At 45.9% G+C, this 12,067-nt stretch carries 15 protein-coding genes; 13 read left to right on the forward strand and 2 right to left on the reverse strand.

All coding sequences use genetic code 11. The features are described 5' to 3' along the window. The first annotated feature begins 193 nt into the window (after nucleotides 1-193). From B092_RS0103845 to B092_RS0103855, 3 genes are read left to right on the forward strand one after another with little or no spacing between them, the layout of a single operon-like run. Nucleotides 194-1,150 (forward strand): RluA family pseudouridine synthase, encoded by a 957-nt coding sequence (locus B092_RS0103845; protein WP_018573926.1) that lies wholly within the window; start codon nucleotides 194-196, stop codon nucleotides 1,148-1,150. A 34-nt stretch (nucleotides 1,151-1,184) separates the two neighbouring features. After that, nucleotides 1,185-1,850 (forward strand): HAD-IA family hydrolase, encoded by a 666-nt coding sequence (locus tag B092_RS0103850; protein ID WP_018573927.1) that lies wholly within the window; start codon nucleotides 1,185-1,187, stop codon nucleotides 1,848-1,850. 3 nt (nucleotides 1,851-1,853) lie between these two features. After that, nucleotides 1,854-2,543 carry a protein-methionine-sulfoxide reductase heme-binding subunit MsrQ gene (locus tag B092_RS0103855; protein WP_018573928.1) on the forward strand — a complete coding sequence of 230 codons (690 nt, stop codon included), beginning with the start codon at nucleotides 1,854-1,856 and terminating at the stop codon, nucleotides 2,541-2,543. A 92-nt stretch (nucleotides 2,544-2,635) separates the two neighbouring features. On the opposite strand, the gene B092_RS0103860 is transcribed toward B092_RS0103855, so the two are convergent. Continuing rightward, nucleotides 2,636-3,346: an SAM-dependent methyltransferase gene (locus B092_RS0103860; RefSeq protein WP_018573929.1), complete on the reverse strand. Its 711-nt coding sequence runs from the start codon at nucleotides 3,344-3,346 to the stop codon at nucleotides 2,636-2,638. 25 nt (nucleotides 3,347-3,371) lie between these two features. Then, the gene (locus tag B092_RS0103865) at nucleotides 3,372-3,986 is read right to left on the reverse strand and encodes a Maf family nucleotide pyrophosphatase (protein WP_018573930.1); all 615 of its coding nucleotides are present in this window, start codon (nucleotides 3,984-3,986) and stop codon (nucleotides 3,372-3,374) included. A 99-nt stretch (nucleotides 3,987-4,085) separates the two neighbouring features. Here B092_RS0103865 and B092_RS0103870 point away from each other — a divergent pair, with 99 nt between their 5' ends. The 10 genes from B092_RS0103870 to rpoE all read left to right on the forward strand — a co-directional run bounded on the left by B092_RS0103870 (nucleotide 4,086) and on the right by rpoE (nucleotide 12,037). Beyond that, complete coding sequence (locus B092_RS0103870; protein ID WP_018573931.1) at nucleotides 4,086-4,667, forward strand: YceD family protein; 582 nt, start codon at nucleotides 4,086-4,088, stop codon at nucleotides 4,665-4,667. A 118-nt stretch (nucleotides 4,668-4,785) separates the two neighbouring features. Continuing rightward, nucleotides 4,786-4,968, forward strand: coding sequence for a 50S ribosomal protein L32 (gene rpmF / locus B092_RS0103875; protein ID WP_018573932.1), 183 nt, complete (start codon nucleotides 4,786-4,788; stop codon nucleotides 4,966-4,968). Nucleotides 4,969-5,064: 96 nt separating this feature from the next. After that, nucleotides 5,065-6,159, forward strand: a complete 1,095-nt coding sequence (plsX, locus tag B092_RS0103880) for a phosphate acyltransferase PlsX (RefSeq protein WP_018573933.1) — start codon at nucleotides 5,065-5,067, stop codon at nucleotides 6,157-6,159. 36 nt (nucleotides 6,160-6,195) lie between these two features. Then, nucleotides 6,196-7,176, forward strand: coding sequence for a beta-ketoacyl-ACP synthase III (locus B092_RS0103885; protein ID WP_018573934.1), 981 nt, complete (start codon nucleotides 6,196-6,198; stop codon nucleotides 7,174-7,176). A gap of 77 nt (nucleotides 7,177-7,253) precedes the next feature. Then, nucleotides 7,254-8,207: an ACP S-malonyltransferase gene (gene fabD, locus B092_RS0103890; protein ID WP_018573935.1), complete on the forward strand. Its 954-nt coding sequence runs from the start codon at nucleotides 7,254-7,256 to the stop codon at nucleotides 8,205-8,207. 97 nt (nucleotides 8,208-8,304) lie between these two features. Further along, a complete protein-coding gene (gene fabG, locus B092_RS0103895; RefSeq protein ID WP_018573936.1) occupies nucleotides 8,305-9,048 on the forward strand; it encodes a 3-oxoacyl-ACP reductase FabG in 744 nt (247 codons plus the stop codon). Nucleotides 9,049-9,404: 356 nt separating this feature from the next. Continuing rightward, nucleotides 9,405-9,644: an acyl carrier protein gene (acpP, locus tag B092_RS0103900; protein WP_018573937.1), complete on the forward strand. Its 240-nt coding sequence runs from the start codon at nucleotides 9,405-9,407 to the stop codon at nucleotides 9,642-9,644. A gap of 137 nt (nucleotides 9,645-9,781) precedes the next feature. Beyond that, entirely contained in the window at nucleotides 9,782-11,011 is a 1,230-nt protein-coding gene (fabF, locus tag B092_RS0103905) for a beta-ketoacyl-ACP synthase II (RefSeq protein WP_026253584.1), read from the forward strand. A gap of 7 nt (nucleotides 11,012-11,018) precedes the next feature. Continuing rightward, nucleotides 11,019-11,441: a hypothetical protein gene (locus B092_RS0103910; RefSeq protein ID WP_018573939.1), complete on the forward strand. Its 423-nt coding sequence runs from the start codon at nucleotides 11,019-11,021 to the stop codon at nucleotides 11,439-11,441. Next, nucleotides 11,438-12,037, forward strand: coding sequence for an RNA polymerase sigma factor RpoE (gene rpoE, locus B092_RS0103915; RefSeq protein WP_018573940.1), 600 nt, complete (start codon nucleotides 11,438-11,440; stop codon nucleotides 12,035-12,037). The genes B092_RS0103910 and rpoE overlap by 4 nt, the downstream gene beginning before the upstream one ends. The last annotated feature ends 30 nt before the right edge of the window (nucleotides 12,038-12,067 follow it).

The raw sequence follows: 12,067 nt of genomic DNA on the forward strand, positions 1-12,067 counted from the left end.
TGCCCTAGATTCAGTCCAAAATAACTCATAACAATCTAATTAATTCAAAAAGCATGAGTTACAATAGCGTGTTAAGGTAGAGTGAAAGCTTAGATGCTTGAAAATATCGCAAGCGGATAGGCAATAGGCCTCTCTACAGTCGCGCCGCTCTCTTTTTCTGCGGGTAAATAGAATTATAGTTAGTCTTGACAATATGTGCAAACAAAGTTCATCAGATACCATCAGTTTTTCAGTACGCATGTTGGAAATTGATTCAGGTAGTGCAGGGCAGCGCTTAGATAATTTTTTGATTCGCCAATGCAAAGGCGTGCCTAAAAGTCATCTTTATCGTGCGGTCCGCTCCGGTCAAGTGCGTGTGAATCGTGGTCGTGTAAGCGTTGATTATCGCTTGGCGTTGGGTGATCTGGTGCGTGTGCCACCGATGCGGGTGGCTCAAGCCGAGGTTAAATTACCGGCACCTAAGGCAGAGTTTCCGGTGGTTTATGAGGACGAGGCTATTTTGGTGATTAATAAGCCCTCAGGCGTCGCTGTCCATGGGGGGAGTGGTGTGTCTTTCGGCGTGATTGAGCAGCTTCGTTCAGCGCGCCCTCAGCAAAAGTTTCTTGAATTGGCCCATCGCCTTGATAGAGAGACCTCCGGATTGTTAATTGTTGCTAAAAAGCGTACTGCCTTAGTCGCTCTGCATGACATGTTCAGACAGGACCGAGCAAAAAAGCATTATCAGGCATTGGTCACAGGCAAGGTAGAATCAAAGGTCCAGCATATTAAAAAGCCATTATTGCGTTACTTAACTGCTGAGGGTGAGCGACGAGTGCGTGTCGATCCTCAGGGCCGTTATGCTCATACCATTGTCACGTGTTTGCAGCGGTTTAGGGCTTATACTCTAGTTGATGCCGAGATTATCACGGGTCGCACACATCAAATTCGCGTGCATTTACACTCAATCGGTCATTCCATTGTGGGTGACGATAAGTATGGTGATGATGCGTTGCGCGAGCGTTTGCGTCGCCAGGGCTTTAAGCGTATGTTCCTTCATGCCTATCGTTTGCGTTTTCCACACCCAATAACCGGGGAGTGGTTGAGTGTCGAGGCAGAGTTACCCGAGGACTGTCAGTTGCTTTTAAAGCGTATTGAGGCCGATGAACTCTAGTAAATTGATATAAAGTGATAAAGAGAACTTGTAAATGAAATACACAACCGTTATTTTTGATTGGGATGGAACTGTTGTTGATTCAACGTATGTGATCGTTGATTCTATTAAGAAGGCCAGCCGTGAGTTGGGGCTAGAGGAGCCCAGTGACCGAAAGGCCAGTTGGGTTATTGGCTTGTCCTTGCCGCAGGCGTTGATGGAAGTGGTGCCAGGGTTGACTGAGCAGCGCATGAATGATTTTATCGCGGCTTATCGCAAGTACTACTTTACCGCCGACCCTGACTTAAAGCTGTTTGATGGGGTATTGCCATTGATTAAAAGGCTTCGTGAGCAGGGCTTGCACACAGCGGTTGCGACCGGCAAAAGTCGCTTTGGGTTAAATCAAGCGCTGGAAAATCACGGCATTGGGGATTTGTTTGATGTGACCAAGACCGCCGATCAGACTAGGAGCAAGCCCCATCCGTTGATGTTGGAAGAGATTTTTGATGAGTTGATGGTGACCCCGGCTGAATGCGTCATGATTGGCGATACGTCTCATGATATTCAAATGGCACAAAATGCCGGCTGTGACAGTATCGCTGTTTCTTACGGTGCGCACACCTTGCAGGAGATTAGCAAGGCCGAGCCTAGTTACATTGCGCATAATGTCACCGAGCTTGGTCATTTACTGGCGATGTATTCCAAAAAACGAGCGGAGTAAGTGATGTCAAACAAGAAAAAATGGCCTGAAAGTGATATACGGAGCATCTTAAGCCATATTTATATTTTATGCTTGGCGCCCGGTCTGGTTGCCCTTTGGTTGAGCTTTTCGGCTCGCGGTGAAGGGCATGTTTTTAGTATGGAGATATTGGTCCATTACTTAGCGGCAGGCTGTTTGTTTATGTTGACATTAACATTGGCAATTACGCCTTTGGCGCGTATGTTGGCGCAGCCTAATCTTGGTATTATCAGGCGGCCTTTTGGTTTGGCTGCTTTTGGGTATGCCTTTGCTCATTGGGTAGCTATTTTTTTCTTGTATGAATTTAACGGCACCGCGATTTGGTTCGCTTTTGGTGTTAATCCCGCCCTTTGGGCTGCTTTGTTGGCGTTGCTGTTGATGGTGCCGATGGCGCTAACCGCCACACATCAATCTATGCATAGTTTAGGTGTTTGGTGGCGCCGTATTCATTCGGCGATTTATGTGGTGTCGATTTTATGGCTCTATTATATGCTTAAGAGTTTTAAGGTCACCATCGGCGATCAGATCCTTTTTTGTTTGATTTGCGTGTTGCTACTTGCGCGAGTCTATCATTACTATAACGTGCAAAGTAAAAAAGCACAGTTTTATGATTTTCTAGACTCTAAAAACAAAGATAACAACAAAGGTGAAGATAAAAATAAGGATGAGAAGTAAGAGCAGGGCGTTGATATGCCCTCAATGCTCTTACTTTTTACACTTCATCATTGCTTAAGTGCTTGTTTGTCGGTGCTGTCGACATTAGCGACTTAGGCTAAAAATAAAAATAAGGTAGCCTGCTTGTCCAGAGAGGGAGTGGGCTGCTTTTTCCATTGCGCCACAGTCGCTGTTTTGATCCACTCATTTTTGCCCGTAATATCGCGTGCGACACAGAGTCGTGTGTTGTCGTTGAGATGTTGCAGTAGGCTCTTAAACATAGCTTCATTGCGATAGGGAGTTTCAATAAAAAGCTGTGTTTGATTCAATCGGCGTGATTGCTGCTCCCATGATTTCAGTTGCTTTGATCGTTCGTCGTTTTTGACGGGCGCATAGCCATTAAAAGCAAATTGTTGGCCATTAAGGCCGCTAGCCATCAGGCCTAAGAGAATTGAGCTCGGACCGACCCACGGCACGACGTTGATACCCATCTTGTGGGCTTCAGCGACAACATTGGCGCCCGGGTCTGCCACAGCCGGACAGCCGGCTTCAGAAACCAGCCCAACCTCACCGCCCTCAGGAATGGCGTTAAGCCAGGTCTGAATTTCTTGGGCCGGGGTCTTATTGCTTAAACTGTGGATAGTGATGTCCTGTAACGTGTGCTGAGTTTCAATCAGTTTTAAAAAGGCGCGCGCGGTTTTGGCGTTTTCAGCAATGTAGTAATCGAGTCGCGATGCCAGTTGGCGTACATCGTGTGGGAGCCATTCTGATGCCGGACTTTCGCTTAGTCCCACGGGGATAAGATGCAGGGTTTTGTTTTTCATTTTTTTTACTTCTTTCCTAAGAGAGTTAGCTGATAATATTTGTGGTGCTCGCCGTTAGTGTTGGATTAAGTCCAAAGTGGCGCAGCATGCGACAGAGTTCGATGAGGGGTAGGCCAATGATGGCCGTGGGATCGTCGCTGCGCATGGATTCCATGAGGCTGATGCCGAGAGACTCAGCTTTGGCGCTACCGGCAGTATCAAAAGGTTGATCAAAGGTTAGGTAGTGCTTAATTTCATCATCACTAAGCTCACGGAAATGGCAGGCGGTCACGACGTCGTTAATAAGCGTTTCATTGCCATCGGTTACGGCGAGGGCGCTGTGAAATTGAACAACTTGACCTGAGAGTTGTTTTAGTTGTTCGAAAGCGGCCTCAAAGCTACCTGCTTTGCCGATAGGTTCATGGCCGAGAGTGGCAACCTGATCCGCGCCGACCACGATGCAGCCGGGAAATTTATCCGCGACCGCTTTGGCCTTTTCTGCTGCTAGTCTAAGGCTCATTTCAGCAGGTCGTTCGCCGGGGTGGGGGGTCTCATCAACTTCAGATGATTCGGTAGTAAATGGAATAGCTAAGCGCTCCAACATGGTGCGTCGATAGCGAGAGGTTGAAGCAAGAATAAGACAGTTAGGGGCAGAAGTCATTATTTTCATTGACCTTAATGGGTAAAAGGGGTTATTATTCTAGGTTTTACGTGGTAGCGAGTAAATCTAAAGCTTAAGCAGGCTAGGGGTAAAGGGGTTATGCGCAAATTAGATGTATATGCTTTTATTGCCCAGCAGCGTCAGGCGGTCGAGTCAGGTGATGTAGAACCTTTGACTGGTGAAGCTGATTTGAGTCATTTTAGACGGTTTAGTGCAGATTTACCAACCCAAAAGCTGGCAACTGAAAGCGAAGCTGATTCTCAAGAGCTGAATCGTGTGTTTTGGCAAATTGATGGAGAGCAGCTATCCAGCGAGATGTATCCTCAGGGACGCTTTTTGCTTCATTTTTATATTGAGGCTGAACCTGTGGTTATGTGTCAGCGTTGTATGAAGCCTTTTCGCTATCCACTGACTGCTGAATCCACGGTGGAAGTGGTTCGTACAGAGAGTCAGTTTGAAGAGGTGAGTGATTCCGGTGAGGTGGTGCTGGACGAGTACGAAAAAGTACTGGCTAATCCCTTTTTGGAAGTGCTTGAGGTGGTTGAGGATGAGCTGATTTTGGCTTTGCCGTTTCTGCCTAGTCACGAGGATTGTGAGGTGGGTCAGCGCTTACTTGATGAGCATGCGATGCCTGCAGAAGAATCACCTTTTGCTATTCTAGAAAAATTAAAGAAAGACTAGCATTAATTGTGTTGCTCGTTTATTGTCCTAGGTTAAAATGCTAGGATATTTTATCCGTTTTAATTTTATATATTTTGTCCTTTTGTGGGGCAAATAATTATTTGTATTTGGAGTCATCATGGCTGTTCAACAAACTAAAAAATCACCTTCAAGACGTAATATGCGTCGTTCACACGATGCATTAACTCAACCTGGCGTAGCTGTTGAAGCAACAACAGGTGAGTTGCACTTACGTCACCACATTAGCCCTAACGGCTTTTACCGTGGTCGTCAGGTAATCAATTCTAAAAACAACGAGTAATTAATTATCTAAGATCGGTTGTTTTAGTTTTATCAAACTATTTATCTTCATAAAAACCAAAACCGATTTTAGTGCGATAGATTATCTCTTATTGTCGTGATCAAAATTGCTATTGATTGTATGGGTGGCGATGATGGCCTTGCTGTCACCATTCCCGGTACGGTAGATGTAGCCAACCGCTATCCTGATACGCATTTTTTATTAGTAGGTTTGGTCGATCAGATCGAGGCCGCTTTAGATCGGGCAAAGCCCAATAACCGGTCTCAATTTGAGATTGTTTCAGCAACTGAGGTCGTCACCATGGACGATCCGGTTGAGGTAGCTTTGCGCCGCAAAAAAGATTCTTCCATGCGCGTTGCTATCAGCTGTATCAAAAATAACAAGGCTGATGCGTGCGTCTCTTCGGGCAACACAGGGGCTCTTATGGCTCTGTCGCGCTTCATTCTTAAAATGCTTCCCGGCATTGATCGTCCTGCAATAGCTACAGCCTTACCAAATGTCAAAGGTGGTGGCACGACGGTGCTCGATCTTGGTGCTAATGTTGATTGTAGTGCCGAGCATTTACTCGAGTTTGGCATCATGGGCTCCGCGCTGGTCCAAGCGATTGAGCATATTGAAAGCCCAACCGTAGGTATCTTAAATATCGGTCAAGAAGATATTAAGGGTAACGATCAGGTCAAGCAGGCCGCTCAATTATTAAAAACTAGTCATTTAAACTTTTACGGCAACGTCGAGGGTGATGATATCTTCAAAGGCACCACGGATGTAATTGTCTGTGATGGTTTTGTGGGTAATGCGGTGCTTAAGGCGATTGAAGGTACTGCAAAAATGATCTTCAGCCAAATTAAGGGTGAGTTTAAGCGCGGTTTATTTAGCAAGTTGGCTGCCTTGTTGTCTATCCCTGTATTTGGTAGGTTACGCCAGCGATTGGATAATCGTCGCTACAATGGCGCGGCCTTACTGGGTTTGCGGGGAGTTGTCTTTAAAAGTCATGGTTCAGCAGATGTATTCGCCTTTGCCTGTGCGGTTGAGCGCGCAAGAGGTGCGGTAGAGAGCAATTTGCTGAGCAAAATTATCCATAGCGTAGAAAAGAGTAATGCTTTAAAATCACAGATTGGGGTTGAGGCTGAGCAACAAAGCTCAGAACCATCTGACGGGGCAGAGCAAGATTCTACAGCGTCTCGTCCCTAATTTGTTCTGAGTTGTTACATCATACAGGAGTCCGCAGTGAATCAATACGCCAAAATTGTCGGTCACGGAAGTGCTTTGCCTAAGTCCGCGATATCTAACCATGAGCTTGCTGAGAAATTAGCCAAGCAGGGTGTTGAGACATCGGACGAGTGGATTCAGTCGCGTACAGGGATTCGTCAGCGTTATATTGCCGAAGAGGGTGTAAAAACCAGTGATTTGGCCGTGCAGGCAGCTCATAAGGCTTTACAATCAGCAGCCTTATCAGCCAATGATATTGATTTAATCATTGTCGCGACCACCACCCCGGATATGATTTTCCCAAGCACTGCGTGTATTGTTCAGGCCAAACTTGGTATGACAAATCATGCGATGGCGTTTGATGTGCAGGCAGTCTGCAGTGGCTTTGTTTATGCCATGACCGTAGCTGACAGTTTAATTCGCGGTGGCAATGCCAAGCGCGCTTTAGTGATTGGGGCAGAGACTTTTACGCACATTCTTGATTGGCAAGATCGCGGTACCTGCGTACTGTTTGGCGATGGTGCCGGCGCAGTGATTTTAGAAGCGTCTCAGAAGCCAGGGATTTTAGCCACTCAGCTCAATGCCGATGGCGAATTCGAGAAGATTTTACATGTTCCTGCGCGCGTTTCGCATGGGGCAGTACTTGGCGATCCGTTTATGCGAATGGACGGTCAGGCTGTCTTTAAAAAGGCAGTAAGCCTGTTAGAGCGTTCGGCCTTAGATGTTTGCGAAAAGGCCGGTATTAGTCACGAGGAAATTGATTGGTTTGTCCCTCATCAGGCTAATTTACGTATTATCAATGCCTTAGGTCGTAAACTCGGTTTATCTGATGATCGCGTTGTCGTCACTGTTGATAAGCATGCCAATACGTCCGCAGCGAGCGTGCCTTTAGCCTTTGACGAGGCGTGTCGTGATGGTCGTATCAAAGATGGGCAACTAGTACTTTTGCAGGGCGTTGGTGGCGGCTTCACGTGGGGTTCAGTGCTGGTTCGAGTGTAATCAGTTGCTTACGACGTGTTGTCTGGGTTGATAGTTACGCTGTATTAGCGTTTAAGAGATGAATTAGGTGGTTATATATGACTAAGTTAGCATTTGTTTTTCCGGGTCAAGGGTCTCAGAGTGTTGGGATGCTTGACAGCTGGGCTGATAATGATGCGGTTAAAGCGGTAATAGATGAAGCCAGTCAAGCATTATCTCAGGATTTAACTACACTAATTGCAGATGGGCCTGCAGAGGATTTAAATTTAACGACCAACACACAGCCTGTGATGTTGGCGGCAAGTTATGCCATGTATCAAGCGTATTTGTCTGCCGGAGGTAAGTCACCAGAATTGGTTGCAGGTCATAGCTTAGGCGAATATACAGCGCTTGCCGCAGCCGGTACGATCACGCTGAGTGATGCAGTGCGTTTAGTGCGAGTGCGTGCTGATGCTATGCAGTCCGCTGTGCCTGTAGGGCAGGGCGGTATGGCGGCAATTTTAGGGCTGGATGATGAGGCCGTGTTAGAGGTGTGTCAAGCAGCCAGTACAGAGGATAGCTTTGTTGAAGCGGTTAACTTCAATGCGCCGGCTCAAGTCGTTGTGGCGGGTCACAAGGAAGCCATTGACCGTGTCTGTGTGTTGGCCAAAGAGCATGGAGCCAAACGTGCGTTACCGTTAGCGGTATCTGCACCTTTCCATTCTCGTTTATTGGAGCCTGCTGCTCAGGTATTAGAAGAAGCATTGGCTGGTATTGAGTTGCAGCGTCCTGCGATGCCGGTGATTAACAACGTCGATGTTGACACGGCAGATGCGCCCGATGACATTGTTGATGCCTTAGTTCGTCAAGCTTGGCATCCGGTGCGTTGGGTCGAAACGATTCGCAAAATGAAAGAAGATGGCGTGACTCATGTGGTCGAATGTGGTCCCGGTAAGGTATTAAGCGGTTTGGTAAAGCGAATTGAACCTGAATTGGTGATGCTTAATATCAACGATCCGGCCTCATTAGACGCTACGCTAAAAGCCTTGGAAGATCAGGCTAATCACGCTTAGTATTGTGCTTGATGTGGTAGTTTTGCGGCCAATGCCCAATGCATTAAATAGGTTACATGATTAATTGCTTTAACAAGCACTTTTCAGGATTAAAAAGATGTCAGAACAGGTTTTAAAAGATAAAATTGCACTTGTTACCGGTGCATCAAGAGGAATCGGTAAGGCAGTGGCTAAAGCACTAGCTGAGCAAGGCGCAACAGTCGTGGGAACCGCTACGACCGAGCAGGGGGCTGAGGGCATTACGGCTGAGCTTGAGTCGTTTGGCGGTCGTGGCGTCGTTTTGAACGTGACTGATAATGCGGCTTGTGACGAGTTATTAGCTGAGTTAGCAGCAGAGGGTGGTCCTCATATTCTTGTCAATAACGCCGGTATTACGCGTGATAATTTAGCGATGCGCATGAAGGATGAAGAGTGGTTAGATGTCATGCAGACTAACCTCAATGCCGTGTTTCGCTTGTGTCGCGGTGTGATGCGCCCAATGATGAAGGCGCGTGAGGGCCGTATTATTAATCTGACATCGGTTATCGCTTCTGTTGGTAATCCGGGTCAGTCAAACTATGCCGCAGCCAAAGCGGCTGTTGCCGGGATGAGTCGTAGTTTAGCGAGTGAGTTAGGTAGTCGTAATATTACCGTCAACTGCGTTGCTCCGGGTTTTATCGACACAGACATGACCCGCTCTTTAAGCGAAGAGGTGACAGACAGCTTACTGTCGCGTATCCCGCTATCGCGTTTCGGTCAGCCTGAGGATATCGCCAATGCTGTTGTCTTCTTGGCAAGTCCACAAGCATCCTATATCACAGGCACGACATTGCACGTCAATGGCGGCATGTTTATGCAGTAAGCGATGGCCTCGCTAATTTAGTATAAGTTTTATCATTGTTTCAGTATCTTTTTGATTTCTTTTAATTATTAGGTTTATTTGAAGTTGATAAGAAGCTGAATCAGCAGTAAAAAAAGGTCGTTTAAGAGAGAAAATATTTCTTTAAGCGGCTTATTTAATAAACATTGCAGTGTTTTTTGTCTAAAATGCAGTTGTTAAACACTGCACATTGCAATTTAGGGTGTTTTGAGCTACTTGAATTAGGTTTCATTTTTGCCTAGACTTGAGTAATTCAAAACAATTAATCACAGTATGGGTCATATTTTAGTGGCCATTAGTTTTTAACTAGTAAGGGCTTAGCCCATTTGGAGAAATACATGGATAGCATCGAACAACGCGTCAAGAGCATTATTGCTGAACAATTAGCGATTAAGGATGAGGCAGAAGTAAAAAACGAATCTTCTTTCTTAGATGACTTAGGCGCTGACTCACTTGACATGGTTGAGTTAGTTATGTGCTTAGAAGACGAGTTCGAAACCGAAATCCCTGACGAAGAAGCAGAAAAAATCACTACTGTTCAACAAGCTATTGATTTTATCACTGCTAACAAGAAGTAATCGCTTGGGTGATTTCTGCAAGCCGCCTAAACCGTCTTTAGTTGCTAGCAATTGCTAGCACATGGAGTCAGGCTTAGGCGGTTTTTGTTTTAAATTTCTAATAACAAGAATTTAACAGCTCATTTAAGGAGTCTTTAGTGAGAAGACGAGTCGTCATAACAGGCTTGGGCATTGTGTCACCTGTTGGAAATACCATTGAATCCGCATGGGATAATTTGGTCAATGGCCGTTCAGGTATTGGTCCTATTACCCGTTTTGATGCGAGTGAGTTTAGTGCTCGAATTGCCGGTGAGGTCAAAGACTTTGACGTCGGTAATTACATTAACAGCAAAGAAGCTAAGCAAATGGATACTTTCATCCATTATGGTTTAGCCGCAAGTATCGACGCTTGGCGTGATTCAGGTTTAGATATTAATCAGATTAATCCCGAACGAGCCGGTGTGATCGTCGGCTCAGGTATCGGTGGTTTACCACGCATCGAAGAAACACAAACTGCATTTTTGCAAAAAGGCCCACGCCGTATTAATCCATTCTTTGTGCCTTCTTCATTAATTAATTTAATCTCAGGTCATTTGACCATTATGTTAGGACTTAAGGGACCTAGCTACGGTGTCGTGTCAGCTTGTACAACCGGTTTGCATTCTATTGGTGATGCCGGTCGCTTAATTGAATATGGTGATGCTGATGTCATGATTGCGGGCGGTGCTGAGTCTACCGTTTCTCCATTAGGTATTGGCGGTTTTGCGGCTATGCGTGCCTTATCTACGCGCAATGACGATCCGACTACAGCATCACGTCCTTGGGATGTCGATCGTGATGGCTTCGTTTTAGGCGAGGGTGCCGGCGTTATGGTGCTCGAAGAGTATGAGCATGCTAAAAAGCGTGGTGCAAAGATTTATGGTGAATTAGTGGGTTATGGTATGAGCTCTGACGCACATCATATCACTGCACCTAACGAAGACGGTCCACGTCGCGGTATGGTTAATGCCATCAAAAACGCTGGTATTAATCCGGATCAAATTAACTATGTTAATGCGCATGGTACTTCAACACCTCTTGGTGATCTTAACGAAACCAAAGCACTTAAATTGGCATTAGGCGATCACGCTAAAAAAGTTGTTGTTAATTCGACTAAATCCATGACAGGTCATTTATTAGGTGCGGCCGGCGGTATCGAGGGTGTGTTTGCAACCTTAGCGGTTTATCACCAAAAATCACCACCAACAATTAATATCTTTAACCAAGATCCCGAGTGTGATTTAGACTATTGTGCCAATGAAGCGCGTGATGTAGCCATCGATTACGCTTTATCTAACTCATTCGGTTTCGGTGGTACTAACGGCTCAATGGTTGTTAAAAAGATTTAGTTGTTGCATGTACTCACCCGTATTAAACCGAGTATGGCGTCAAACTATCTGGATCAAGCCCAGCTCTTATGAGGTTTTTTATAAGAGCGGCTTGATTTGGGTCACTTGTGTGCTCATGGTCGGTTTTACTTTTGCCTGCTTGTTGACCGCTATCGCTTTTGCCTTTCTAAAAAACCGCACAGCACAACCCACTTGTGGGCTAGCAATGAGTCCTGAGGGGGATTGTCAATATTATCCCTCGACCGATGCGCCGGCGATTAATTGCACATTGCTGTCCGTGCGACATGCTTTGTTTTGGTGTCATTTAGTCGTGCAGTCGAGTGAGGGTAAATCTTATCAATTAGTGGTGTGGTTAAATAGTTTAAATGCACAACAAAGACGCCGCTTCAATGCTTTGTGTCATAATTGGTCTCAGGAGATATTGGCATGAGTACAGAGCGAGAGATAGATGCGGCGCTAGTCAAAAGAGCGCAAGCCGGCGAAAAGCGGGCGTTTGAATTGCTGGTAAACAAATACCAGCGACGCATATTGCGTCTATTGGGGCGTATCCTGCACAACCAAAGCGATGTCGAGGATATTGCTCAAGAGACATTTTTAAAGGCGTATCGCGCATTGCCTAAATTCCGTAATGAAAGCGCCTTTTATACTTGGCTCTATCGCATTGCGGTCAATACGGCAAGAAACCATATTTCCTCCAAACATAACCAAGTGTTTGTTTCTGATCAGATGGAAAGTCAAGATGGTGAAACTTTTTCCTTGCTTGATAATCTAACAGATGGAGAAACCCCGGAAACTCACCTGCATAATCGTGAAATTATCGAGGCATTGCAAATCGCCCTTGATGAGTTACCGGAACAGTTGCGTCAAGCGATTGTTCTAAGAGAGTTAGAGGGCCTCAGTTATGAAGAAATTTCAACGGCTATGGACTGCCCGGTAGGTACCGTCAGATCACGTATATTTAGAGCACGTGAGGCTATCTCTGAGCGACTTAAGCCGCTATTGGGTAATGATGGTAGGCCATGGTAGCGCTAATATAGTGGCGGTCTGGTAAAAGGA

This window comes from Oligella ureolytica DSM 18253, assembly GCF_000373745.1.
Classification (GTDB): Bacteria; Pseudomonadota; Gammaproteobacteria; order Burkholderiales; family Burkholderiaceae_B; genus Oligella; species Oligella ureolytica.